This window comes from Amycolatopsis sp. NPDC114503, assembly GCF_055633655.1.
Map to the genome: position 1 here is coordinate 231,106 of NZ_JBVKDT010000007.1, position 23,770 is coordinate 254,875.

At 69.2% G+C, this 23,770-nt stretch carries 21 protein-coding genes; 12 read left to right on the plus strand and 9 right to left on the minus strand.

Features of this window, described 5'->3' with window-relative positions:
* Nucleotides 1-28: 28 nt before the first annotated feature.
* The gene (locus ACZ7OI_RS29280; protein WP_470267361.1) at nt 29-1,030 is read left to right on the plus strand and encodes a hypothetical protein; all 1,002 of its coding nucleotides are present in this window, start codon (nt 29-31) and stop codon (nt 1,028-1,030) included.
* Between the two features lie 145 nt (nt 1,031-1,175).
* Here the strand turns inward: ACZ7OI_RS29280 and lexA are convergent, their stop codons facing one another.
* Nucleotides 1,176-1,835 carry a transcriptional repressor LexA gene (lexA, locus tag ACZ7OI_RS29285; RefSeq protein WP_037716852.1) on the minus strand — a complete coding sequence of 220 codons (660 nt, stop codon included), beginning with the start codon at nt 1,833-1,835 and terminating at the stop codon, nt 1,176-1,178.
* A 454-nt stretch (nt 1,836-2,289) separates the two neighbouring features.
* Here lexA and ACZ7OI_RS29290 point away from each other — a divergent pair, with 454 nt between their 5' ends.
* From ACZ7OI_RS29290 to ACZ7OI_RS29300, 3 genes are all read left to right on the plus strand, one after another.
* Entirely contained in the window at nt 2,290-3,750 is a 1,461-nt protein-coding gene (locus ACZ7OI_RS29290; RefSeq protein ID WP_470267362.1) for a LysM peptidoglycan-binding domain-containing protein, read from the plus strand.
* 310 nt (nt 3,751-4,060) lie between these two features.
* A complete protein-coding gene (nrdR, locus tag ACZ7OI_RS29295) occupies nt 4,061-4,552 on the plus strand; it encodes a transcriptional regulator NrdR (protein ID WP_037809784.1) in 492 nt (163 codons plus the stop codon).
* Nucleotides 4,553-4,590: 38 nt separating this feature from the next.
* Entirely contained in the window at nt 4,591-7,407 is a 2,817-nt protein-coding gene (locus ACZ7OI_RS29300) for a vitamin B12-dependent ribonucleotide reductase (protein ID WP_470267363.1), read from the plus strand.
* A gap of 251 nt (nt 7,408-7,658) precedes the next feature.
* Here the strand turns inward: ACZ7OI_RS29300 and ACZ7OI_RS29305 are convergent, their stop codons facing one another.
* Genes ACZ7OI_RS29305 through ACZ7OI_RS29315 form a run of 3 tightly spaced genes read right to left on the minus strand, consistent with a single transcriptional unit; the run spans nt 7,659 to nt 9,139 of the window.
* On the minus strand, nt 7,659-8,042 hold the full coding sequence (locus ACZ7OI_RS29305) for a tautomerase family protein (protein WP_470267364.1): 384 nt from the start codon (nt 8,040-8,042) through the stop codon (nt 7,659-7,661).
* A gap of 10 nt (nt 8,043-8,052) precedes the next feature.
* On the minus strand, nt 8,053-8,574 hold the full coding sequence (locus ACZ7OI_RS29310) for a DUF4865 family protein (RefSeq protein WP_470267365.1): 522 nt from the start codon (nt 8,572-8,574) through the stop codon (nt 8,053-8,055).
* Between the two features lie 7 nt (nt 8,575-8,581).
* On the minus strand, nt 8,582-9,139 hold the full coding sequence (locus ACZ7OI_RS29315) for a TetR/AcrR family transcriptional regulator (RefSeq protein WP_470267366.1): 558 nt from the start codon (nt 9,137-9,139) through the stop codon (nt 8,582-8,584).
* 135 nt (nt 9,140-9,274) lie between these two features.
* Between ACZ7OI_RS29315 and ACZ7OI_RS29320 the strand changes: the two genes are divergently transcribed.
* Together ACZ7OI_RS29320 and ACZ7OI_RS29325 are read left to right on the plus strand one after the other, a co-directional pair.
* Nucleotides 9,275-10,096: a S1 family peptidase gene (locus ACZ7OI_RS29320; protein WP_470267367.1), complete on the plus strand. Its 822-nt coding sequence runs from the start codon at nt 9,275-9,277 to the stop codon at nt 10,094-10,096.
* Nucleotides 10,097-10,186: 90 nt separating this feature from the next.
* Nucleotides 10,187-10,786 (plus strand): hypothetical protein, encoded by a 600-nt coding sequence (locus ACZ7OI_RS29325; protein WP_470267368.1) that lies wholly within the window; start codon nt 10,187-10,189, stop codon nt 10,784-10,786.
* Here the strand turns inward: ACZ7OI_RS29325 and ACZ7OI_RS29330 are convergent.
* The gene (locus ACZ7OI_RS29330) at nt 10,783-12,792 is read right to left on the minus strand and encodes a prolyl oligopeptidase family serine peptidase (RefSeq protein WP_470267369.1); all 2,010 of its coding nucleotides are present in this window, start codon (nt 12,790-12,792) and stop codon (nt 10,783-10,785) included. The genes ACZ7OI_RS29325 and ACZ7OI_RS29330 overlap by 4 nt on opposite strands.
* A 107-nt stretch (nt 12,793-12,899) precedes the next feature.
* On the opposite strand from ACZ7OI_RS29330, the gene ACZ7OI_RS29335 reads away from it, so the two are divergent.
* A complete protein-coding gene (locus tag ACZ7OI_RS29335) occupies nt 12,900-13,793 on the plus strand; it encodes a neutral zinc metallopeptidase (RefSeq protein WP_470267370.1) in 894 nt (297 codons plus the stop codon).
* Here the strand turns inward: ACZ7OI_RS29335 and ACZ7OI_RS29340 are convergent.
* Nucleotides 13,786-14,364: a TIGR03086 family metal-binding protein gene (locus ACZ7OI_RS29340; protein WP_470267371.1), complete on the minus strand. Its 579-nt coding sequence runs from the start codon at nt 14,362-14,364 to the stop codon at nt 13,786-13,788. The genes ACZ7OI_RS29335 and ACZ7OI_RS29340 overlap by 8 nt on opposite strands.
* A gap of 81 nt (nt 14,365-14,445) precedes the next feature.
* Here ACZ7OI_RS29340 and pdxR point away from each other — a divergent pair, with 81 nt between their 5' ends.
* Both pdxR and ACZ7OI_RS29350 read left to right on the plus strand, forming a co-directional pair.
* The gene (pdxR, locus tag ACZ7OI_RS29345; RefSeq protein WP_470267372.1) at nt 14,446-15,855 is read left to right on the plus strand and encodes a MocR-like pyridoxine biosynthesis transcription factor PdxR; all 1,410 of its coding nucleotides are present in this window, start codon (nt 14,446-14,448) and stop codon (nt 15,853-15,855) included.
* 98 nt (nt 15,856-15,953) lie between these two features.
* On the plus strand, nt 15,954-16,385 hold the full coding sequence (locus ACZ7OI_RS29350; protein WP_470267373.1) for a CBS domain-containing protein: 432 nt from the start codon (nt 15,954-15,956) through the stop codon (nt 16,383-16,385).
* Between the two features lie 6 nt (nt 16,386-16,391).
* On the opposite strand, the gene ACZ7OI_RS29355 is transcribed toward ACZ7OI_RS29350, so the two are convergent.
* Nucleotides 16,392-17,909 (minus strand): DUF4139 domain-containing protein, encoded by a 1,518-nt coding sequence (locus ACZ7OI_RS29355; RefSeq protein ID WP_470267374.1) that lies wholly within the window; start codon nt 17,907-17,909, stop codon nt 16,392-16,394.
* A gap of 124 nt (nt 17,910-18,033) precedes the next feature.
* On the opposite strand from ACZ7OI_RS29355, the gene ACZ7OI_RS29360 reads away from it, so the two are divergent.
* Nucleotides 18,034-19,764 (plus strand): Xaa-Pro dipeptidyl-peptidase, encoded by a 1,731-nt coding sequence (locus tag ACZ7OI_RS29360; protein ID WP_470267375.1) that lies wholly within the window; start codon nt 18,034-18,036, stop codon nt 19,762-19,764.
* On the opposite strand, the gene ACZ7OI_RS29365 is transcribed toward ACZ7OI_RS29360, so the two are convergent.
* Complete coding sequence (locus ACZ7OI_RS29365; RefSeq protein WP_470267376.1) at nt 19,740-20,408, minus strand: response regulator; 669 nt, start codon at nt 20,406-20,408, stop codon at nt 19,740-19,742. The genes ACZ7OI_RS29360 and ACZ7OI_RS29365 overlap by 25 nt on opposite strands.
* On the minus strand, nt 20,378-21,514 hold the full coding sequence (locus tag ACZ7OI_RS29370; protein WP_470267377.1) for a sensor histidine kinase: 1,137 nt from the start codon (nt 21,512-21,514) through the stop codon (nt 20,378-20,380). Before ACZ7OI_RS29370 ends, ACZ7OI_RS29365 begins: the two co-directional genes overlap by 31 nt.
* Before the next feature lie 90 nt (nt 21,515-21,604).
* Here ACZ7OI_RS29370 and ACZ7OI_RS29375 point away from each other — a divergent pair, with 90 nt between their 5' ends.
* Nucleotides 21,605-22,456 (plus strand): M23 family metallopeptidase, encoded by an 852-nt coding sequence (locus ACZ7OI_RS29375; RefSeq protein ID WP_470267378.1) that lies wholly within the window; start codon nt 21,605-21,607, stop codon nt 22,454-22,456.
* A 202-nt stretch (nt 22,457-22,658) separates the two neighbouring features.
* The gene (locus tag ACZ7OI_RS29380; RefSeq protein ID WP_470267379.1) at nt 22,659-23,765 is read left to right on the plus strand and encodes a DUF4192 domain-containing protein; all 1,107 of its coding nucleotides are present in this window, start codon (nt 22,659-22,661) and stop codon (nt 23,763-23,765) included.
* Nucleotides 23,766-23,770 lie beyond the last annotated feature (5 nt).

Here is a 23,770-nt window from a genome sequence, read left to right on the forward strand (position 1 = left end):
GCGGGTCGTGCACTACGGAGGTGAACTGGTGCGGGTCGTCCTGGCACTGACGGCTGTCCTGATGCTCGCGGGCGCGGTCCCGGCTGCGGCGGCTCCTGCCCCGGAACCGTTGTGTCAGGTCAAGGACAAGCGCCTCAACGAGCTGTCCGGCCTGGTTTCCGACGGCGAGCAGTGGTACGCCATCAACGACGGCGGCACCCAGGTACAGGTCTTCGTCCTGGACCGGAAATGCCAGGTGAAGGACGTCCTAACCGACCCGACGGACCCGTACGACGTCGAAGACCTCGCCCGAGGCAAAGACGGCACTCTCTGGCTCTCGGACACCGGCGACAACCGCGCGAAACGCGAAACGGTAGCCCTGCTGGAGCTGAAACCGTCCGGCGGCGCCGCGGTCGTGCATCGCCTGACCTATCCGGACGGTCCGCACGACACCGAAGCTTTGGTCCTGGACCAGTCCGGCACGCCGTTCCTGGTGACCAAGGACTTGCTGGGCGTTTCCAAGGTCTACAAGCCCTCGGCTCCGCTGGAGGCTCCCGGCCCGACGAAACTGGAGCAGGTCGGCACCCTGCGCGTCCGCAACACCGACACGCCGGGCGGTCCGGTCGGCTCATTCGGTTCGGCGCTGATCACCGGCGGTGCGACCAGCGCGGACGGCCAAGTCATCGCCCTGCGGACCTACACGGACGCGTACCTGTACGCGGCCCCGGACGGCGATGTTGCGGCAGCATTGCAACGAGAGCCCGTGCGCATTCCGCTGCCGAATGAGAAACAGGGCGAAGCCATTGCATTCGAACCGGACGGCACTCTGCTGTCCGGGAGCGAAGGGGTCGGCGAACCGGTGCGGGCGATCAAAAACGCGACTGCCTTGGTTACGCCGAACGCGCCCGCGCCGAAGCCCGGCGGTGCCGCTACTCCGCAACCAGCTGAGGAAGACGCCGGTGGGTTCCCGCTCATTCCTGCCGCAGGGGTAGCCGCGGTCGTCGTTCTCGCCGCCTTGTTCCTGCTAGCGCGGAAACGCCGCCGCTCCTGACCCGGCTCGCAATCGCAACGCCCGCTGGCGAACGCGCCATCAACCAAAACCTGAGGGCCTGTCCTGGTCCGGGCTAAGAGCTCGTCAGTGGCTATGCCGGTTAGAACCGGCATAGCCGCTCACGAGACGCGGGTCAGCGAGCCGGTCAGAGACGGCGCAGGACCGCCACGACCTTGCCCAGGATCGACGCGTCGTCGCCGGGAATGGGCTCGTACGCCTCGTTGTGCGGCATCAGCCACACGTGCCCGTCCTTGCGCTTGAACGTTTTCACCGTGGCCTCGCCGTCGATCATCGCGGCGACGATGTCCCCGTTCTCCGCGGCGGGCTGCTGCCGGACGACGACCCAGTCGCCGTCGGTGATGGCGGCGTCGACCATCGAATCGCCGGTGACGCTCAACAGGAACAGCTCGCCCTCGCCGACGATTTCGCGCGGCAGCGGGAAAACGTCCTCGACGGCCTGCTCGGCGAGCACCGGACCGCCTGCCGCGATCCGTCCGACCAGCGGCACGTACGCCGCCTTCGGGACGGACGGCTGCTGGTCCATCTCGATGCCCATCGGGTTGTCGTCCGTGGACGCGAGCACGCCCACCGCCCGCGGCCGGTTGGCGTCGCGGCGCAGGTAGCCCTTGCGCTGCAGCGCGCGCAGCTGGTGCGACACCGACGACGTGGACGTCAGCCCCACCGCCTCGCCGATCTCGCGCACGCTCGGCGGGTAGCCGAAGCGGCTCACCCACGTGCGGATGACGTCGAGCACTTGCTGCTGGCGGACGGTCAGCGTCTCGTCCACGTCGTACACCTCCGGCATGGCGCTCACCTTCCCCGTGCTCTCGTGGCCGGATTCGCGCGCGGATTGTGCGGACGCCTTGCCTCGCGAGGCCGTCTTGGCCCCCTTCGCCGCGGTGCCCTTCACCGTGTCCTTCTCCAACGCTGCGTCGCCTCCAGCCGTCCCGCGGTCGCCGTGTCGGCGTCCCGCGCGTATCCGCGTGCGCCGGTCCGAGGTCCGCGTTTTCCGCGAACGCCCGTCCGGCGGCACCCGCCGGAGCCGGTCCGGCAGATGTCCTGGTCACCGACGTTAGCCACCGCGCGCGTCGATTTCAAACATCTGTTCGATCGACACGCCGTGTCCTCTCGATTTTGTCGGTGCGGGGTGGTAGACCTTCGCACGGACGTTCGATAGAACGCCTGTTCGATCTGGACCGCTGCGGCGCAGGTGTACGGCCCGGACCGGACGGATCCGCAGGTCACGAGGAGGTTCCGTCATGTCGATCCTGGCAGATCGCGGGCTCGTCCGCCCGCTTCGGCCCGTCCCCGCCGACTGCCCCGCCGAGGGCGGCGGTGCGTCGGAAGGGGCGGTCCCGGTCCGGAGGGGGCCTGGGTCCGACGGTCCGGCGCGCCGGTCGCGGCGGCGTACGGAGAACATCGATGCCACCCGAAAGGATGGTGTTCCGGAGGATTCCGGCGCTGATCCGGGCCTGGCGGCCGGTTCCGGCGAGGTGGTGGAGCTTCGCGGCCGGGCCGGTTCCCGGCGCGGCCCTGGTGCGGACCGATCCGGCGAGGGCTCGCGCGGCGAGACCGGTCGCGGCGACTCGCGGCGGAGCCGGGGTGCGGGCGAGTTCCGGGGAGGCTCGCGCGGCGAGCCCGGCCGGCGGCGCGCCTGGCGGGCGGCTGCCGAGGCTGGGCTCGCCGGCGGTGAGTTGGCTGATTCCCGGAGGTCCGCGCCGGGCAGTTCGGCCGGTCGCAGCGCCGGGGGAGCCGGTGCGCGGTCGGCGGAGTCCGCCGGTTTCGCGTCCTCGGACGAGCGAGGCGCGCGGGCGATGGAGTCCGCCGGTTTCGCGTCCTCGGACGAGCGAGGTGCGCGGGCGACGGAGAGCGAGGCCGCCGAACTGCGTTCCGGGGCCGTCCGGTCCGCCGAGCGGGCTGGGTTCCAGACGTCGGCCCCCTCCAGGCGAGCCGGATTCCAGGCATCAGTCCCCTCTGAACGGGCCGGATTCCAGACGTCAGGCCTCTCCGAACGGGCCGGATTCGAGACGTCGGCCCTCTCCGAACGGGCCGGATTCCAGACGTCGGCCACTTCCGAACGAGCCGGGTTCCAGACGTCAGCCCCCTCCGCGGTGGAAATCGAAGAAGCCCCCGCCCGCAAGTCCCGCGAGGCGCGCGGCCTCACTGCGGTCCGGTCCATCGCCGCCGCAGTCGAAACCGAAGCGGCCCCCGTCCGCGAAGCTCGCCGACGCACCGCGATCCGGCACATCCCCGCCGCCGTCCCGGCCAACCCCGGACGCACCGCGCGCGAGCGGCGCGGCGAGCCGTTGCGGCCGCCGTCCCGGGCGCGGGTCGTCGCCGGACGTCGCGGCGGCGTGGCCTGCCAGACCGCGACCAGGCCGTCGGTGCGGTGGCCGTGGCTGTTCGCGATCGCCTTCGCGGCCTGCCTGATCGTCACCGGGCTCGGCGTTTTCGGCTCGGGAGCGTCCAGCGGCCCGGTGCCGTCGCGGACCGCGTCCGTCTCCGTTCAGCCCGGCGATTCGCTCGGCGCGCTCGCCGCCCGGTTCGCGCCGAACGCCGACCAGGGCGCGGTCGTCGAACGCATCAAGGAGCTCAACAACCTCGACGACACCGCGTTGCTGCCCGGAATGCCGCTCACCGTGCCGGTCGCCTGGTCCGGCAACGGTTCGGCAAGCGAATCGGCGGGCGAAACGAGCGAAGGACCGGGTTCTGCCGGATGATGACGGTCGGAAACCACCCGGTCGCATCTTGCGCAACCGGTCTTTCACCCTCTCGGGTTTCTTGCGCCCGCCCCGGAGGCGATCTATGGTCTACCCCTATATCTAGTAGTTACACCGCTGTAGTTGGTCCACGGGTAGGGGTAGACTGGCGGCAGTTGTCCACAGCCGGCCGGCAGTTGCCCACCGGATGTCCACAAGTCGATCACCAGGCGCGGGGTCGCGCGCGGTGACCGCGGTCCAGGCCGTAGCGTGGCGGCAGGGGCCGGTTGGGACAGGAATCGACCGGCGCGGAGGGGAAGGTGATCGGCGGATGAGGTGCCCGTTCTGCCGGCATGCGGACTCTCGGGTCGTCGACTCCCGAGAGGTGGACGAGGGACAGGCGATCCGGCGGCGGCGTTCGTGCGCCGAATGCGGCCGGCGTTTCACCACGTCGGAGACGATGGTGCTGGCCGTGGTCAAACGGTCCGGAGCCACCGAGCAGTTCAGCCGGGACAAGGTGGTCAACGGCGTGCGGAGGGCCTGCCAGGGCCGTCCGGTCGACGACGACGCGCTGCAGAAGCTCGCGCAGCGCGTGGAGGAGTCGATCCGTTCCGCCGGCTTGGCCGAGATCCCCAGCCACGAGGTCGGCCTCGCCATCCTCGGTCCGCTGCGGGAGCTGGACGGCGTCGCGTATCTCCGGTTCGCCAGCGTCTACCGCTCCTTCTCCTCGGTCGAGGACTTCGAGAAGGAGATCTCCGACCTGCGGAAAGCCATGGCGGGAACTGCGGAGGACCAGGAAGGCGAGCGCGCCGGCGACGACTGAGCCGTCACCGGGTCGCGGGGAGCGAGGGACAGGACCGCATGACCGAAACCGTGGGAACCGGCGCTGCGGCCGGACAGAACCAGAAGCCGAACAAGGGCCTCACCGTCCGGCGGGTCTTCACCACCGAGGGGACCCACCCCTACGACGAGGTCGCGTGGGAGACCCGCGACGTCGTCATGACGAACTGGCGCGACGGCAGCGTCAACTTCGAGCAGCGCGGGGTCGAATTCCCCGAGTTCTGGTCGGTCAACGCCACCAACATCGTCACCAGCAAGTACTTCCGCGGCGCGGTCGGCAGCCCGCAGCGCGAGAGCAGCCTCAAGCAGCTCATCGACCGCGTGGTGCGCACCTACGTGAAGGCCGCCGCGGAACACGACTACTTCGCCGGTCCGTCCGACCTCGAGATCTTCGAGCACGAGCTCACCTGGATGCTGCTGCACCAGGTCTTCAGCTTCAACTCCCCGGTCTGGTTCAACGTCGGCACGTCCTCGAAGCAGCAGGTGTCCGCCTGCTTCATCCTCGCCGTCGACGACACGATGGAGTCGATCCTCAACTGGTACCGCGAGGAAGGCCTGATCTTCAAGGGCGGTTCCGGCGCGGGCCTCAACCTCTCCCGCATCCGGTCCTCGAAGGAACTGCTCACCTCCGGCGGCACCGCGTCCGGCCCGGTCTCGTTCATGCGCGGCGCCGACGCGTCCGCGGGCACCATCAAGTCCGGCGGCGCCACCCGGCGCGCGGCGAAGATGGTCGTGCTCGACGTCGACCACCCGGACATCGAGGAGTTCATCCAGACCAAGGCGCGCGAAGAGGAGAAGATCAAGGTCCTCCGCGACGCCGGGTTCGACATGGACCTCTCCGGCTCCGACATCTCCTCGGTGCAGTACCAGAACGCGAACAACTCGGTCCGCGTCTCCGACGAGTTCATGCACGCCGTCGAGAACGGCACGGACTTCGGCCTGCGCGCCCGGCTCACCGGCGAGGTCATCGACCGCACCGACGGGAAGAAGCTGTTCCGCAGCATGGCGCAGGCGGCGTGGGAATGCGCCGACCCGGGCATCCAGTACGACAGCACGATCAACGACTGGCACACCTGCCCCGAATCGGGCCGGATCACCGCGTCCAACCCGTGCAGCGAGTACATGCACCTCGACAACTCGAGCTGCAACCTCGCGTCGCTCAACCTGCTGAAGTTCGTGTCCGAAGAGGGCACGTTCGACGCGCCGCTGTTCGCGAAGGCCGTCGAGTTCGTCATCACCGCGATGGACATCTCGATCTGCTTCGCCGACTTCCCGACCGAGCCGATCGCCGACACCACGCGCAAGTTCCGCCAGCTCGGCATCGGCTACGCCAACCTCGGCGCGCTGCTGATGGCGCTGGGCCACGCGTACGACTCCGAGGGCGGCCGCGCGCTCGCCGCCGCGATCACGTCCCTGATGACCGGCGTGTCCTACCGTCGTTCGGCCGAGCTGGCCGGCGTCGTCGGACCGTACGAGGGCTACGCCCGCAACGCCGAGGCGCACCAGCGCGTCATGCGCAAGCACGCCGCGGCCAACGAGCTGGTCCGCACCTATCACGGCAACGACGCGGCGGTTCGCGCGCTCGCGTCGCAGGAGTGGCAGCAGGGCATCGAACTCGGCACCCGCAACGGCTGGCGCAACGCGCAGGCCTCGGTGCTCGCGCCCACCGGCACCATCGGCTTCATGATGGACTGCGACACCACGGGCATCGAGCCGGACTTCTCGCTGGTGAAGTTCAAGAAGCTCGTCGGCGGCGGGTCGATGCAGATCGTGAACCAGACCGTGCCGCGCGCGCTGCGGGTGCTGGGCTACCAGGGCGAGCAGGTCGAGGCGATCGTCGAGTACGTCGCGCAGCACGGCCACGTGGTCGACGCGCCGGGCCTGCGCCCCGAGCACTACGAGGTGTTCGACTGCGCGGTCGGCGACCGGTCGATCGCGCCGATGGGCCACGTGCGGATGATGGCCGCGGTCCAGCCGTTCATCTCGGGCGCGATCTCGAAGACGGTCAACATGCCGGAGTCGGCGACGGTCGAGGACGTCGAGGAGATTTACTTCCAGGGCTGGAAACTCGGCCTCAAGGCGCTCGCGATCTACCGCGACAACTGCAAGGTCGGCCAGCCGCTGTCCACGGGCAAGAAGAAGGAAGCCGCGGCCGAAACCGAGCCGGAGAAGGTCGTCGAATACCGCCCGGTGCGCCGCCGCCTGCCGAAGAAGCGCCCGAGCCAGACGGTGTCGTTCACCGTCGGCGGCGCCGAGGGCTACCTGCACGCGGGCTCGTACCCGGACGACGGCCTCGGCGAGATCTTCGTGAAACTCGGCAAGCAGGGTTCCACGCTGTCCGGCGTGATGGACGCCTTCTCGATGTCGATCTCGGTCGGCCTGCAGCACGGCATCCCGCTCGAGTTCTACGTCTCGAAGTTCTCCAACCTGCGCTTCGAACCGGCGGGCATGACCGACGACCCGGACATCCGGATCGCCACGAGCGTCATGGACTACCTGTTCCGCCGCTTGGCGCTCGACTACCTGCCGTACGAAAAGCGGGCCCAGCTGGGCATCTTCACCGCGGACGAACGCTCCGCGGAGGTCGAGGCGAACTACGGCGGGCAGAACCTCGAGATCGAGGCGCTGCGCAGCAGCGTGGACTCGTCGCCCGCCCGCGCGGAAGAGTCCGCATCGGACACCTCGGCGCCTGACGCGCACAGCACGGCCGAGCTGATGGAACTCCACCTCGGCAAGGCGGCGGACGCACCGCTCTGCATGACCTGCGGAACGAAGATGAGGCCCGCCGGATCGTGCTACGCCTGCGAGGGCTGCGGGGCTACTTCGGGCTGCAGCTGATTCACGCTCTCGAAGGGGCGTCTGCTGATGGAGCAGACGCCCCTTCGGGCGTTCCCAGGAGTGTCCACTGGCGCTGGCAGCAGGTCTTCATGGAAGACCGCGAAAGTCGCACCGCGATCTCTTCGAGCTTGTCGTACTCGCGGTTTTGGACGCCGCTATGCGGTCTTTCATTAGTTTGTCGAGGCGAGCGGTGCTTTGGCGGTGTTCGGAAGCGGAGCCGTCGACCGTTCCCGAGCCAGCCCGAGAACCGCTCAGGGCAGCATCTGCGCGACCCCTTCGCCAAACGACCAGTCCACCTCGTGGTTTTCCGTCAAACTGAAGAACACATTCCTCGGCTCGATCCCCGTCGACTCGGCGATGAGTTCCGTCGCCCGCCGGTACAGCGCGGTTTTCTGGTCGTTCGTGCGGCCGGCGCGCAAGGTGATGGCGATGTACACGATGTCGTCGTCGCGGTGGACGCCCAAGTATCCGGGGTCGTACCGCAGGCGGTCGGCGGCGTGGCTGTTCAAGATCTGGAATCGGTCGTCGCCGGGGACGTCGATGGTTTCGGTCATCGCCTGGTGCACGGCTTCGCCGATGGCGGGGAGACGGTCGGCGTTGGGTTCGGACAGCACGTCGATGCGGACGAGCGGCATGGGGGACCTCTCAGTTCAGCTGGTCGAGATTCGGTTGGGACAGGTGAAGCACCCGGTACTGGACGTCGCTGTCCTCGTCCGGGGTGGTGGTCCAGAGGGTGAAGCGCACGGTTTCCCAGCGCCGCGGGTCGACGGCCAGCGCGGTGGTGTGCACGGCCGGGTTTTGGGACAGTTGCGCGATTTCGGCTAGTTCGCGGTCGATGCTTTCCGAAAACTTTCCCGTGCGTTTGGTCGCGAACCCCGGGGAGACAGCTCGCGCCGGACCGGCAAGACAGCTCGCGCCGGTCCAATGCTGCACGGGTGGTCGGCCGAAATCCTGGACTATGCCGTCGAATCCGCCGCCGCCCCAGAGGAATTGGCTCATTCCGGCAGTGTCGGTCCACAGGTAGAACGGCGCGTATCGATTGTCGCGTACCAAATATGCCTTGAGGCCCAGCCCGGGGAACGCGTCGGTGCGGTGGCCGCGGGTGGCGACCCGGTGCTCGATGTCGTAACCGGCAGGCAGGTCGATCTCGTACTGCATCGCGTACATCGACGGGTCACCGCCTGCCGAGGAGGGCGAGTGCGCCGCGGATCGCTTGGTCGAACGGCTCGACCGTCCCCGACGAGCGGGCGAGGACGTACCCGCCCTGCAGCACTGCGACCAGCGTGGTCGCCGTCGCGGCTGGGTCGAGGTCGCTCGGCAGTTCGTCGTTGGCGATGCCCTCGGCGAGCACTTCGGCGAGACGGCCGCGCAGCCAGTCGAACGTTTCCTCCAGCGGCGCACGCAATTCCGGGTTCGTGACGATCTCGGGATCCAAAGCCAGCCGGCCGACCGGGCAGCCGCGCAGGACGTCGCGCTCGCGCAGCAGGTAGGCGGAAACGCGGTCGACCGCGGTCGTGCCCTGGGCGAACGCGGCCTCGGCGGAGGCACGCAGATCGTCGGCGTTCTGCCGGATCGCGGCGAGCGCCAGGTCTGCCTTGCCGGTGAAGTGGTGGTACATGCTGCCCTGCCCGGCCCCCGCCCGCTGCTGGATCGCCTTCGGGCTGGTGCCGACGTACCCCCGCTCCCACAGCAGGTCCTGAGTGCTCGCGATGAGCTGGTCTCTGGTGGACATGACCTCAGCGTACATACTAGTAGGTACAGAGACAAGAACGGGGGCGGGCCCTACCGCGGGGAGGCGGGCTGGCCGCATGGTCCGGATGATCTTGACCCGGCAGGCTGGTCGCGAGCTGAAGGAAAGGACTTCTCCGTGATCAAGTCTTCCGGCCGCCGGGCGGTCGCCGTGACGATGGCCGCAGCGGTGTGCGCCACCCTGTTTTCGACCGGCACTGCCGAGGCGATCGTGAAGGGCGGCGATTCGACGCAGCGCTACCCGTTCATGGCATCCGTCCAGGAGAGGGTCAACCAGACCGGCGACCGCGGCGTGTGCGGTGCTTCGCTGGTCGATCCCCAGTGGGTCGTGACCGCGGGGCATTGCGTGGACGCGTCCCTCGTGACGCCGGACGGCACCGTCCGGATCGGCAGCGAGCGACAGCATTCCGGCGGAACCGTCCGGAGGATCGCGCAGGTCATCCCGCATCCGGGTTACGCGCTGCAGAGCGAGACCAATCCCTTCAACCGCGACGACGTCGCGTTGATCAAACTGGACCGTCCGGTCGCCGACAAGCCGATCCGGCTGGCTTCGCGGCCGGGTGAGCCCGGTACGCCGACGCGACTGCTGGGCTTCGGCACCACCGTCGACACGTACGACTTCAAGCAGGCACGGTTCCCTGAACGATTGCAGGAACTGGACGTCCGGCGCGGTGCGGAATCCGAATGCGGCCCGGGTTATGCGGGGCGGACGCGGTTGTGCACGGTCAGCCCGAAGCCGGAGGCGATGGCGTGCATCGGAGACTCCGGCGGTCCGCAGATTCGGCGCGGACCTGGCTGGCAATGGGAGCTGATCGGGGTCACTTCGGGGCCGGGCACCGCGCGGGCGGCGTGTGCGGGCGGACCGGGGCTGTACAGCAGCGTTCCTGCTTACGCCGACTGGATCCGGCGGACGATCTGGGCGAACCGCGGAGGAAACTGATCCCGGGCAGGCGGTCGCCGCGCTGCTTCTTCCGGAGCTCCACCGAATCTCCACAACCTCCCCGCCGCAACGGCACATCCAGGCGGCAGCATGACCGCCGTGGACTGGAAAGCGGTGTTCGAGGCGGAGGCGCGGCGGCGGAAGATCCGGCCGCAGCCGGCGTGGGGGAGCGGGGCGCGGCTGGATCCGGTGGTGGCGCGCAGCGTCCGGCGGTTCCGGCAAACGCCGGACGAGCTGACCGCGGAAGACCAGCGGTACCAGGCAAAACTGGTCGACCAGTTGCTCGAAACCGCTGGCCGGCCAGGGAAAAGCGACGTGATGGGCCAGCTGGTCTCCGACGTCCTCGCGCTCGGCTACTACCGCGCGCTGCGGGACGGCGCCCGCGACGCCGTCACCGCGGAGGTCGCCGCGCGTGTGTTCGCCGGGGTGGAACGGCGGCTCAGCTATCACGTGGACCGGTTGCGGCGGCAGAGAATCGCGGCCACGGTGAAGTGGCGAGCCAGAGCAGTACTGGAAACCGGCGGCGTACTAGTCGGTCACGGACGCGCGTTGCGACGGCTCGGGGTGCCGTGGCTCGCATTCGTCACCGACGCCTGGGCACGGTTCGAACTAGCCCTCGCGGAGGTCCGCAGAGAGCCGTCGGTACGCCCGGGGCCGCGTGTGCGGGCGCGGCCCCGGGGTCTGGTCTAGGAAAGCTTCGACCAGAGGAATTCGTACGCGACAGCCGAACGGAACGCGAGTTGTTCGTTGTCCGCGGCCGCTCCGTGGCCGCCTTCGATGTTCTCGAAGTACTCTACGTCGTGGCCCTGCTCGCGCATCCGGGCGACCATCTTGCGCGCGTGCCCCGGGTGCACGCGGTCGTCGCGCGTCGAGGTCACGAAGAGGATCGGCGGATAGCCGACGTCCGCCGAAACGTTGTGGTACGGCGAGTATTTCGAGATGTACTCCCACTCTTCCGGGACGTCCGGGTCGCCCCATTCGGCCATCCACGAGGCCCCGGCGGGCAACAGGTGGTAGCGCTTCATGTCGAGCAGCGGCACCTGGCACACGATCGCGCCGAACAGCTCCGGGTAGCTGGTGAGCATGACGCCCATCAGCAATCCGCCGTTGCTGCCGCCCTGGATGCCCAGCCGTTCCTTCGTCGTGATGCCCCGCGCGACGAGATCGCGAGCCACCGCGGCGAAGTCCTGGAACGCCTTGTACCGGTTCTCCTTCACCGCCTGCATGTGCCAGTCCGGCCCGTACTCGCCGCCGCCGCGGATGTTCGCGACCACGTACGTGCCGCCGCGCGACAGCCAGGACCGGCCGACGACCCCGCCGTACGAAGGGGTCAGCGAAACCTCGAAACCGCCGTAGCCGTACAGCAGCGTCGGGCCGTTTTCCGCACCCGGCGGGCGGACCACGAAGTACGGGATCTTCGTGCCGTCGTCCGACGTCGCGAAGTACTGGCTGACCTCCATCCCGCTTGCGTCGAAGAACGCCGGCGCCTGCTTCAGCACCTCGACGTCGCCGCCGACGACGCCTCGGGTGAGCGTGGACGGCTGGACGTAGCTGGAGGAATCCACCAGGTACTCGTCGTCGACGTCCGGTTCGGTGTCGACGATCTGCGCGCTGCCGAATTCCGGCGCGCCGCCCAGTTCCGCCTCGGCCCAGCCGTCCGGGCCCGGCGTCAGCACGCGCAGCTCCGACTTGACGTCGTGCAGCGTCGCGAGCAGCAAGTGGTTGCGGGTCCACGTGTAGTAGTCCAGCGACGTGTGCGCGTCCGGGGTGAACAGCGCGGCGAAGTCGCGGTCGCCGGACTTGAACGCGTCATAGCGGATCGCGAGCAGCGTGCCCGCGGGATGCTCGGCGCCGCCGACGGTCCACGCGCTGCGCGGGTGCACGAGCAGCCATTCGCGGTGCGTGGAGACCTCGACGTCCTCGGGCAGGTCCAGTTTGGCCAGGCCGGACGGGGTGCGCTCGAAGTACTCGGTGCGGTAGAAGTCGATCGCGCGGCGCACGAAATCGCGTTCGAAACCCTCGGTCGGGTCGTGGACCGCCATCACCGCGACGTCGTCCGGCTTGCCCTCGGCGACGAGCACCGCGTCTTCGAGCGGGGTGCCGCGCCGCCATTCCTTCACCAGCCGCGGATACCCCGACGTGGTGAGCGAGCCCGGGCCGAAGTCGGTTCCGATGTACACCCGGTCGGCGTCGATCCACCCGATCCGGTGCTTCGCCTCGGGCAGGGTGTAGCCGTCCTCGACGAACTCGTGCGCGTCGAGGTCGAACTCGCGGACGACGGTCGCGTCCGCGCCGCCCCGCGACAGCTGGACCAGGCCGAGCCGGTGCCCCGGGCGCAGCACCGCGGCGCCCTTCCAGACCCAGTTCTCGTCTTCGGCCGCGGCGAGCGCGTCGACGTCGAGCAGGATCTCCCAGTCCGGTTCGCCGGTGCGGTACTGCTCCAGCGTGGTGCGCCGCCACAGCCCGCGCGGGTGCTCGGCGTCCTGCCAGAAGTTGTAGTAGTGCGTCCCCCGGCGCGCGACGTACGGGATCCGGCCGCCCGCGTCGAGCACCTCGCGGATCGAGTCCCGCAGCTGCCCGAACCTCTCGCTCGCGGTGAGCACGTCCAGCGTCTCCGCGTTGCGCGAACGGACCCATTCGAGCGCCTCGTCGCCCGTCACGTCTTCCAGCCACAGGTACGGATCTTCGACAGTCATAGCGCCCAGTCTCGCTGCCTGTCGCGAATCAGGCCAGGAGCCCGGCGTTCCCGTTTCGTGATCCAGAGCGGCTCGCGGTCTCCGTATGCTGGCCGGGAGGGGGAGGAATGACGTATTACGCCGGAGGCTCGTGGCCGCAGCCACCGCCGCCGCGTCGAAGGACGGGCCGAGCGCTGGGCGCGGTCGCCGCGGTGGCGATCGTCGCGGGCACGCTCGCGCTGATGGCCGTCGTGCCGCACGAGGTGTCCGGGCACGCGATCGCGGCTCCGGACGCCGACGCGATGCCGGACCGCCAGGACGCCAAACCGGTGCGCAAGCTCAGCGGCAACCCGTTGCTGGCCGAGGGGGTCGCGCTCGGTCCCGTGTCGTGCGACCTGCCGGAGCTGAGCCGGGACCCGGAGCAGCTCAAGACGTTCTACACCGCGCTGGTCGCCTGCTTGAAGCAGGCGTGGCAGCCGGCGCTGGACAAAGCGGACGAGCCGAACCTGCCGGTCAAGGTGTCGGTCACGCTGCCGAAAACGAGCGCCTGCGGCAACGCGCCGTCCCGGGACGAAGCGGTCGCGTACTACTGCGGCGGCGACGCCACGATCTACGCGCCCACCGACTGGATGCTGGCGGACGCCGGGCTGAGCCGTGCCCGGCACCTGGCGACGCTTGCGCACGAGTACGGCCACCACGTCCAGCGGGAGAGCGGCATTCTCGACGCGGCGAGCGCCGAGATGGGTTCGCCGGAGCCGACCAGCGAAGCGGACAAGGCCGTCGTGCGCCGGATCGAGCTGCAGGCCAACTGTTTCGGCGCGCTGTTCCTTCACGCCGCGTCCGATCGCGGGTCGATCAGCCGGGCCACCGCGAACGCCGCTGTCGCCGACTACGGCCGCGCCGACGACAGCGGCGACCACGGCACCCGCGCGAACCAGCTGACCTGGGCGAAGGCCGGCTACACCGGAGCCGGCCCCGCTGCCTGCGACACCTGGTCGGCCCCGGCGGACAAGGTCAGCTGACCCGCCATTCCGGGTCGCGGCCCAGCAGGCCGAGGAGCTGGTCCAGTTCGCTTTCGCCGGTGCTGACGGGCACCACCGGCGCGAAGGTTCCGCGCTCGATTCGGGCCTTCGGGTCGGTCGGGATCATGAGCGCGAACTGCAGGGCGGCGTGGACCGCTTCCGGCACCGGGTCGTACGCGACGTCGAGTGTCTTGGCCAGGTCCCAGCCGTGCGCGACGGTGTCGACGAGGTGCATCGCGATCGCGACTGTGCCCGTGAAGGTACCGAAGGTGTTGATGGCGATCTGGCGCTCCGCGACGTCCGCTTCGCCATATGCGGCGAGGTAGTCGGTCACCGAAGCTGCGTACGCGGCGTACGGGTCTTCGCCGAGTTGACCGCTGTCCCAGTCCTTCGCGGAGCCGTTGCGTGCTGCTTCGGCGAAGGCGTGGTTTTCGCTGACTTGGTGACGGAGCAGGTCGGCCAGCGTCCAGCCGGCGCACGGCGTGGGCCGGTCGAGGTCCGCCGCGGTGGTCTTCGCGACGATCGGGTCGAGGACGAGCAGGGACTGCCGGTCGAGGTCGAACGTGGTCATGGCTTCACGCTAACCGGCAGATCGGTCCAGGAAGAGAGCCAAAGCGGAGCCAACTGCGGTGGACCAATCTAGGCTGGACGCGTGGACCTGCACCTGGACCTGTCCGGCGCCCGCGGCCATCGCGACGAGATCTACCGCCAGATCCGCGAAGCGGTGCTCGACGGGCGGCTCCGCGACGGCGATGCCCTGCCGCCGACCCGGGAACTGGCGCACCAGCTGGCCGTGTCGCGCACCACCGTCACCGCCGCGTACGAACGCCTCGCCGCGGAAGGATTTCTAGCCGGCCGGGTCGGAGCCGGTACGTACGTGCGGGCCGGTGCCGCGCCTCGTCCTGTCGAACCGACTGGGCTCGCGGAGGGCGTCCAGCCGCGTCCAGAGTGGACAGACGTGCCCTCGCCGCCGAAAGCGTTCAGCGATCCGCCGGAGTTCGATTTCCGCGCCGGAGTGCCGGATGTGCGGCTGTTTCCGTTCGACACCTGGCGTCGGCTGATGACCCAGTCGTTGCGCAGTTCCCGCGCGGAGCTGATGACTTACGGCGAACCGCAAGGCGATCCCCGGCTGCGCACCGAACTCGCGCGGCACCTCGCGGTCTCCCGGAACGTTCGCGTCCGCCCCGAACACCTCGTGATCACCTCGGGCGCGCAGCAGACGATCGATCTCGTCGCCCGGGTCCTGCTGCGGCCGGGCGACCTGGCTGCTGTCGAGGATCCCGGTTACCCGCCGCCACGCCTGCTGCTCGGTACGCTCGGCGTACGCGTCGCGCCGGTTCCGGTGGACGACGAGGGAATCGTGGTCGACGCGATCCCGCCGGGCACTCGCCTGGTCCACGTGACGCCTTCGCACCAGTACCCGCTCGGTGTCGCGATGTCGCCGTCTCGCCGGCGAGCGTTGCTGGATTGGGCCGAGGACAACGGGGCGGTGGTGGTCGAGGACGATTACGACACCGAATTCCGCTACTCCGGGCGTCCGCTGGAACCGTTGCACAGCTTGGATTCTCACGGCCGGGTCGTCTACGTCGGCTCGTTTTCGAAGGTCCTGTCGCCCGCGCTGCGGCTGGGTTTCCTCGCCGCGCCGCCCGCGCTGGCGGAGGCGATCGTGAAGGCGAAATACCTCGCGGACTGGCATTCCCCGGGCATCGAGCAGGCGGTGGTCGCGGCGTTCATCGCCGAGGGCGGGTTCGCCCGGCACGTCCGCCGGATGCGCGGCATCTACCGCGCCCGCCACGACCTCCTCGTGGACGGCCTGCGAGCCGAATTCGGCGACGTGCTCGAGCCGGTGCCCGCGTCGGCCGGTCTGCACCTGAGCGCGTCGGGGGACCGGGACCTGCGCGGTTTCGCGCGGAAGGCGACCGGGGCGGGCGTCCGGCTGTTCTCGCTCGGCGACTTTTCCGTGGCGGCGAGGCGGCACGGGCTGCTGTTCGGCTACGGCGCGATCGCGACGGACCGGATCGGGCCGGGCCTCGCCCGGTTGCGCCGAGTGCTCGACGGTTGAGCGCGTTACCACGAACGGACGCGTCCCGCTGGACTTTCGCACACGGCAGCGGGGCCCTAACCTGTGGTGACCCGACTCACCGAGGAGAGGGCATCGCCATGCGGATTGCGGATTTGCTTCAGCGCAAGGGCGCGACGGTCGCCACTGTGTCGCCGGGGACGACGGTCGCCGAGCTGCTGGCGGGGCTCGCCCGGCACAACGTCGGCGCGATGGTCGTGGTGGACGCCGAAGGCGGGATCGCCGGGATCGTGTCCGAACGCGACGTCGTGCGCAGGCTCAACGACCACGGGCCTTCGGTCCTCGACGGGCCGGTCGCGGACATCATGACCACGATGGTCGCCAGCTGCACCCCGGACGATCCGGTGGACCAGCTCAGCGTGGTGATGACCGAACGGCGGATCCGGCACGTGCCGGTGCTCGACGACGGGCGCCTCGCCGGCATCGTGAGCATCGGCGACGTGGTGAAGATCCGGATGGAGCAGCTGGAACAGAGCCAGGAACAGCTCGAGGCCTACATCGCGCAGGGCTGAAGCGCCTTACTCGCGCCAGCCGCTGAGTTCGACGCCCTTCGCGACGTCCACCCGGTAGCCGAGCGAGACCGTCGCGGACTCCCCGGGCGCGATCGTGAGCCGCCAGGTGAACTGGCCCAGTTCGGTGCGCTCGACCGGCTCCGGGCTGAGCCGCAGGTCCCGCACGGTGATCGAGTCGTCCCGCGAGACCGGGGCCTGGTCGAGCACGGCCACCACGGCTTCGCGGGGGCTGTGGTTGGTCACCGTCGTCCGGTAGTCGGCTTCGCGGCGGCGTTGCGCGGAGAACGTCGCCTTGCCGGCGCTGCGCTTGACCAGCTCGCGTTCGACGCGGATCCGGTCGTCGACGCCGAGGGCGAGTTCGAGTTCCTCGCCGGGAGCCCACAGCTCCAGCCGCGTGCTGCCGACGAATTCGGCTTCGTGGAACACCGCGGCGCGACCGGCGCGAAGCGTGTGCTCGGCGGTGTTGACCACCTTCGCGCGCAGGTAGGCCTCTTCAGCCTGCGTCGGCGCGGTCACGTAGTCGAGCTCGGCGGTGAGGTCCAGTTGCGCGAGCGTCGTCCGGTGGCCCTGCGCGCCCGACGGGATCGCGACCGGGCGTGCCGGGCGGAAGGTGACTGCGGTGGTGCCTTGCTCGACTTCGGCGATATGCGCGGCGAAGCCGTCCCTGCCGCCGGCCGCGGCACCGTACGCCATGGCCGCGGGCGCGGGCGGGACCATCGATCGCCGCTCTGGTTGCTGCCGATCCAGGTACCAGGGCTGGAGTTCCGGGATCACGACGGTGTTCGCCGGGCGGGCGGTGGACAGCGTCAGTTCGCACTCCGGCCAGTCCTCGCCGGTGTGCTGGCTTACGAGTCCATACGAGGTGACCGTGACGTCTGTGCCGCGTACGCGGACGTCGTACCCAGATTCCCAGCGCGCTCCGGGGACCACATAGGACAGTTCGATTTCGGCGGTGGCAGGGGATTCCAGCTCCACGGTGATCGTCGAACTGTCCTGTTCGGACTGTGCGCTGCGAGTTTCGATTTGACGGTCAAGCGCAGCGAGGTCTTCGCGCAGCCGTTCCAGCTTCGTGGCGAGCGCGCGACGTTCCTTGAGCGCCGCCGCTAACTGCGTGCTGAGCGCTTCGCTCACTTCTTGCACGCGTCCCGGTTCGGCATCGCCGCCAGCCAACGCCTTCGCGAAGCTTGCTCCGCTGCGTCGCGAGACTCCGGTCAGCAGGTCGACGCGCGCTGCAGCGGCGCTCTCGTCGTCCGCGACCTCGTCGACAGTCGCTTGGTCCGTGCGACGCTGCTCCACGAGCGCGCGCAGTGTTGGGTCCGCAGGCGCGGCGTGCTGCGCGTACGCGACGTCGACGCCTGTGACCAACGCGTCGCCCGCGCCGCTGACGCGCACCGAAGCAGCGTCGAGCGACAGGGGGAGACCCGTGATCTCTACGCGGGAACCGTCGGCCGGAGTGACTTGACAGCGACGGGTGACGCGCGCGTTCTGCGGATAGACCGTGACCGTGGCGATCGGTGCGTCCATGGCTCCGACGTTAGTCGGTTGACGCGACTTGCGGTTGACGGAAGTCTCAACTTGCTCGCCTGCTTCGTCCAACTTGGGGGTTCTGGTGGGAGTTGCCGCTCGGGTCGCTGCCGTTTTCGTCGCAGTGGCCACGTTGTCCGTGCCCGCGGTCGCTGAAGCTGCTTCGCCGCCAGCGCCGGTTTTCACAGACGGTCAAGCACAGCCGGTCTTCGATCCGGCTGACGTCATCCGCGAGGACGTCTGGGTGACCGCGCCTGTCGACAGCGACCACGACGGCAAGCCTGACCTCGTACACGCGCAAGTGGTGCGCCCGCGCGCCACGGAGCAGGGCATGAAGGTGCCTGTCGTGTACGAGGCGAGCCCGTACTTCGCGGGCGGCAACGACGTAACGAACCACGACGTCGACACCGAGCTGTACGTGCCTGGCCCGCACGCCGCGGCACCGATCGGGTGGAGCTACCAGAACTACTTCACCGCGCGCGGATTCGCTGTCGTGTACGGCGAATCCCTCGGCACCGGGCTGTCCACCGGCTGTCCGACGACCGGCGACGTGAACGAGACGATCGGCGCGCGTTCGGTGGTCGACTGGCTGAACGGCCGCGCCGAGGCGCACGACAAGGCCGGAGCGCCCGTCGCGGCGAGCTGGAGCACCGGGAAGACCGGAATGATGGGCGTGTCCTACAACGGCACGCTGCCCAATGCCGTGGCGAGCACCGGCGTCGAAGGGCTCGAGACGATCGTGCCGATCGCCGCCATTTCGAGCTGGTACGGCTATTACCGCAACGCCGGCGCGGTCGTGGCCCCCGGCGGATACCAGGGCGAGGACACGGACGTGCTCGCCGGCTACGTCTATTCGCGCGCTGACCAGCAGGTCTGCCGTCCGGTGCTCGACGGCCTCACCGCTGATCAGGACCGGCTGACCGGGGATTACAGCAAGTTCTGGGACGTGCGGAACTACCGCGACGACGTCGGCAAGGTGCACGCCTCGGTGCTCGCGGTGCACGGGCTGAACGACTGGAACGTGAAGACCGAGCAGGTCGCGACGTGGTACGACGCGCTGAAGAAGCACGGCGTCGAGCACAAGATCTGGCTGCACCAATCCGGCCATGCGGACCCGATTTCGCTGCGCCGCGACGTCTGGCTCACGACGCTGAACAAGTGGATGTCGCACTACCTGTACGGCGTCGACAACGGCATCGAGCGCGAGCCGAAGGCGACCATTCAGCGCGAGGACAAGTCGTGGGTCGACGAGGCCGAATGGCCCGCGCCAGGCACTTCGGACGTCGAGCTGCACCCGTGGCCGGGCGGACGTTCGACCGGGACACTCGACCGGCAGCCCGTGCCGGGCCGTCCGACCGTCGAAACGCTGGCCGACGACGCGAGCAAGAAGATCGAACAGCTCGCTGACGCGGCTTCGTCCGGGAACCGCTTGCGCTACCGCACTTCCGCGACTGCGGAGCCGGTGCGGCTCTCTGGAACCGCGAAGGCCGCGCTGCAGCTGTCGTTCGACCGCCCAGCCGCGAACGTGACCGCGGTGCTGCTCGACCGTGCGCCGGACGGCACTTCCCATGTGATCAGCCGGGGCTGGACGGATCCGCAGAACCGCGTCAGCCCGTCGGTCACATCGCCGATCACGCCCGGACAGCGGTACCGCATCGAGGTTTCGCTGATGCCGAAGGACTACATCGTGGCCGCCGGACACAGCCTGGAGTTCGTGCTGGCTTCCAGCGACCACGACTTCACGCTGCGGCCGGAGCCGGGCACCGGGCTGTCGCTGGACCTGACCGGGACGACGGTGACGCTGCCGATCGTCGGCGGGAAGAAGGCGTTCTACTCGGCGATCCCGGCGCGGTAGGCGAAGGCGACGGCTTGGGCGCGGTCGCGCAGACCGGCCTTGGAGAACAGGTGATTGACGTGCGTCTTCACCGTCGCCTCGCTGACCACGAGGGTGCGCGCGATCTCCGTGTTCGACAGGCCCGCCGCGATCAGCCGCAACACTTCGACTTCGCGCGCGGTAAGGCCTTCCAGCTCCTTCGTGCGCACCGGCGAGCGGCTCGTCGCGGCCGCTACCAGCCGTTGCTGGAGTGCGCCGTCCACAGTGGACTGACCAGCGGCCGCTGAACGGATCGCGCGGACGATCGCGTCGGCGTCGGCGTCCTTGGTGAGGAAGCCGCGTGCGCCTGCTTTGAGCGCGGCGAGCAGGGAATCGTCGTCGGCGTACGTGGTGAGGACGACGACCTCGGTTTCCGGATGCTGCGCGCGCACCAATTCGGTCGTCTCTACGCCGTCGCGGTTCGGCATGCGCAGGTCGACGAGCAGTACGTCCGGCTGGTGTTCCGCGACAAGTTCGAGTGCCTGTACGCCGTCTGCGGCCGCGCCTACGACCTCGACGCCCGGCAGCAGCCCGAGCAGCGTTACGAGCCCTTCGCGCACCACAGCCTGGTCGTCGGCCAGCACCACGCGCAGCGTCACGCCGGCACTGTCAGCTGAATCCGCCATCCGTCCTCCCCAGGGCCGCATTCGAGCTTCCCGTCCAACAGCGCGGCCCGTTCGCCCATGCCTCGCAAACCGTATCCCGGCGAGGGCGACTCCGGCGGACGGCGGCCCTGGTGGTCGATGATCGTTAAGTCGACTTCGTCGTTGTTGAAGGCCACCGTGACGTCTACGGCGGGACCGCCTGCGTGTTTGCGCGAGTTCGCGAGGGCTTCCTGTACGGCGCGTACGAGCGTCGTGCCGACAGCTGCGTCCAGCTCGCGTGGTTCGCCTTCGATCACCAGGTCGGCGCGAGAGCCGGTGTCGAGCCTGTACGCGGCGAGAAGGTCCGACACCGAGCGTTCGACGGGTACGGCGTCTTCGCGCAGCGCGGCGACGGCCTTGCGTGCTTCGGCGAGACCTTCTGTCGCCAGCTTCTGCGCGCGTTCTATCTGCGCGAGAGACTCTTCGCTCGCACCGTCGCGGACCAGCATCAGACGCGCACCCTGAAGGTTGAGCGCGAGACCGGCGAGGGAATGCGCGAGGACGTCGTGCAGCTCTCGGGCGATGCGCGCGCGTTCGGCGAGCGCGGCCGCGCGGGCGTGCTCCTCGCTGGCGGTCTGGGCGCGGGCGAGCGCGAGTTCGGTCTGCTCCAGCCGTTCCGCGCGACCCCGGCGGTTGGCGGCGAGCAGCACCATCACGACGAGGATCGCGAAGAGGGAGACCACGTTCAGCCAGTCGAGCTGATAGGTGATCGACCAGACGAGGATCGCCGCCGACGCCACGGCGAGCGCGATCCCCGTCGCGATCCGGCCGGACACGCGCAGCGTGTAGAAGGCGGCGCCGAACATCGTCGTCGAGGTCCAGCTGCCCGGCTGCAGCACCCAGAGCGCTCCGGCAGCCGTCACGACGGCGATCATGGTCGCGGGCATCAGCCAGCGCGGCTTCGATTCGCGGGTCAGCCAGAGCGCCGGGACGGACAAGACGAGGACCAGCCCGATCAGCGGCCACGTCCACGGCCGCGCGTTCGGGATCGCGAACAGGGTCGGCACCGCGAGCACGCCCCAGCGCACCCAGTCGGCGCCCTCGAACCGCCGCCGCGCTTTCGCGAGCGAGGCCGCCGGTGTGCCCATGGGTCCTCCCCGTCGTCTTGTACGGAAAATGTACTGGCTCCGGCTTGGCTGGAGGGCGTCGGACATTTCCCCCACCAGGAGGTACGCCCCATGTCCAGATTGAGACGGTTCGCGGCGGTCGCGGCCGCGGTGGCCTTGCCCGCGTGCGGCCTGACGCTCGCCGCCCAGTCGACGGCGTCCGCGGCCCCCAACTTCCAGGTGCCGTTCAAATGCGGCGTCACGGTCACCGCGGCGACCTTCAGCGGCCACAACCCGGCCAACTCGGTCGACTTCCAGAAGTCCGGCATCACCGGCATGCCGGTGCTCGCGGCCGCGCCCGGGACGGTCACGCGCGTCGCGAACGAGGGCAGCACCAGCTACGGCCGCTGGATCGAACTGGACCACGGCGGCGGCTGGCGGACCCGGTACGCGCACCTGTCCGAGCAGGAAGTCTCGGTGGGCCAGAGCGTCGGGCAGGGCAAGGAGATCGGCAAGGCGGGCGCGACCGGCGGGGTGACCGGACCGCATCTGCACTTCGAGGAAAACCTGAACGGCGTGACGCAGAAGGCCGTGCTGAACGGCGTCGCGGTGCCGTACTACGGCAAGAAGGACTTCACGAGCAAGAACGGCTGCGGCGGCAACCCGTACTCGGCGACGCAGGTGTGCGGGTCGGGCTTCTCGGTGATCGACCAGCAGGCGCTGGGGACGGCGGGCACCGCGTACCTGCTGTACAACTCGTCCTCCAAAGAGAACTGCGTGACGACGCTGAAGGCGGTTTCGCTGGGGACCGCCAGCGCGGCTTCGGCGTTCCTGGAGGTGCAGGGCTCGACCAGGGCGACCGATTCGGGGAACTTCACCTACTACGCCGGACCGGTGAAGAAGACCGCCGGTTCCACGTGTGTCAAGTGGGGCGGCTCGGTCGGCTCGTCGTCGTACACCAGTCCGTTCGAACACTGCGGCTGAGTGCTTTTGACGCTTGCTGCCGGAGCCTTCGACTGGCTCCGGCAGCAGCTGTCTATTGTGGACAGTGTTGGTCGATGCACACCCCACCGACAATTCCCGCCGGTTGTCCCCGCCGGCGACACGGTTGTCCACAACTGCCTCCCGCCTCCACAGATTTGCCGTGTTCGTCCCGATTCGCGCATTCCCGGCGCACAGTGGAGGCGTGACCACCTCGACGCCGCCCGGCATCTCCCGGGCCACCCTCCGCAATCCGGCCGACCTCATCGCCTCCCTCCCGTACCTGCTCGGCTTCCGCCCGGCTGATTCCCTTGTGCTGCTGGGACATCGCGTCCCCGGAACCACGATCGGCCTGATGCTGCGCGCCGACCTTCCGCGGCGAGAACTCCAAGCAGAGCAAGCCGAGGCGCTGATCCCGCGCTTCGCCGATCGCGAGCACAACGGTGTCACCGTCGTCCTTGTCGGCGGCTCGGCCGACGAAAACGGTCCACCGCACAGGGAATTCTTAGCCGAGATTCAGCGTGTCCTGGCTCGACATAGCCTCCGCCTGTTCCACGCACTGTGGGCCTCCGAGATCGAACCCGGCGCGGAGTGGGAGTGCTATCTGGATCCGGACTGCAGCGGCGTTGTGCCCGATCCGCAGGAAACCGTCATCGCCGCCGCGACGACGGAGGCGGGGTTCGTCGTCTTTCGCAGCCGTGAAGAGTTGGCTGCGGTACTGGAACCGCGTTCCCCGGAAGCGATCACTCGTCGCGCCGAATTGCTGGAATCGTCCCCGGAACCGTTGTACCGCCCCGGAATGTCGCAGATCGACGTCTTGGACGCTGCGGTCACCGAACTCCGCGAAGCGTTCCTCCGCCAGCGTCGAGGTGCAGGCCCGCCTGATGACGACCAAGCCGTCCGGCTGGCTCATGCGCTGATGTTCACTCCCATCCGGGACGCGTGCATGGCCCTCGCGGTCCCGCCGCATACGTCGCTGACCCGGGAGGCAGAGGAGGTGTGGCTGACGCTGGTCCGTGAACTGCCGCCGCCGCATCGAGCCGAGGCTGCGCTCCATCTCGGATACACCGCTTTGATGCGCGGAGAAGGCGCGCTCGCGGGGATGGCTCTGGCGAACGCTGTCGAGGCCGATCCTGGCCATATGGTGGCGCAGTTGCTGCAGACTGCCTGGCACGTCGGCATGGATCCGGCGAAGCTGACCGGCCTCGCCGACTTGAGCACGGCGGTGGATCTCGGGCTTGCTCCGCCGCCGGAACCGGGGAGCGCCGGCGGGCGGGGTCGAAGATCGGGGCCGCCGGGAGGGATGAGATGACCGGG

Bases quoted from the DNA above. Each gene is read 5' to 3' on its own strand.
- lexA (WP_037716852.1), bottom strand. From the start codon at position 1,835: ATGCCGGAGGTGTACGACGTGGACGAGACGCTGACCGTCCGCCAGCAG.
- ACZ7OI_RS29290 (WP_470267362.1), top strand. From the start codon at position 2,290: ATGTCGATCCTGGCAGATCGCGGGCTCGTCCGCCCGCTTCGGCCCGTC.
- nrdR (WP_037809784.1), top strand. From the start codon at position 4,061: ATGAGGTGCCCGTTCTGCCGGCATGCGGACTCTCGGGTCGTCGACTCC.
- ACZ7OI_RS29300 (WP_470267363.1), top strand. From the start codon at position 4,591: ATGACCGAAACCGTGGGAACCGGCGCTGCGGCCGGACAGAACCAGAAG.
- ACZ7OI_RS29305 (WP_470267364.1), bottom strand. From the start codon at position 8,042: ATGCCGCTCGTCCGCATCGACGTGCTGTCCGAACCCAACGCCGACCGT.
- ACZ7OI_RS29310 (WP_470267365.1), bottom strand. From the start codon at position 8,574: ATGTACGCGATGCAGTACGAGATCGACCTGCCTGCCGGTTACGACATC.
- ACZ7OI_RS29315 (WP_470267366.1), bottom strand. From the start codon at position 9,139: ATGTCCACCAGAGACCAGCTCATCGCGAGCACTCAGGACCTGCTGTGG.
- ACZ7OI_RS29325 (WP_470267368.1), top strand. From the start codon at position 10,187: ATGACCGCCGTGGACTGGAAAGCGGTGTTCGAGGCGGAGGCGCGGCGG.
- ACZ7OI_RS29330 (WP_470267369.1), bottom strand. From the start codon at position 12,792: ATGACTGTCGAAGATCCGTACCTGTGGCTGGAAGACGTGACGGGCGAC.
- ACZ7OI_RS29335 (WP_470267370.1), top strand. From the start codon at position 12,900: ATGACGTATTACGCCGGAGGCTCGTGGCCGCAGCCACCGCCGCCGCGT.
- ACZ7OI_RS29340 (WP_470267371.1), bottom strand. From the start codon at position 14,364: ATGACCACGTTCGACCTCGACCGGCAGTCCCTGCTCGTCCTCGACCCG.
- ACZ7OI_RS29350 (WP_470267373.1), top strand. From the start codon at position 15,954: ATGCGGATTGCGGATTTGCTTCAGCGCAAGGGCGCGACGGTCGCCACT.
- ACZ7OI_RS29355 (WP_470267374.1), bottom strand. From the start codon at position 17,909: ATGGACGCACCGATCGCCACGGTCACGGTCTATCCGCAGAACGCGCGC.
- ACZ7OI_RS29365 (WP_470267376.1), bottom strand. From the start codon at position 20,408: ATGGCGGATTCAGCTGACAGTGCCGGCGTGACGCTGCGCGTGGTGCTG.
- ACZ7OI_RS29370 (WP_470267377.1), bottom strand. From the start codon at position 21,514: ATGGGCACACCGGCGGCCTCGCTCGCGAAAGCGCGGCGGCGGTTCGAG.
- ACZ7OI_RS29375 (WP_470267378.1), top strand. From the start codon at position 21,605: ATGTCCAGATTGAGACGGTTCGCGGCGGTCGCGGCCGCGGTGGCCTTG.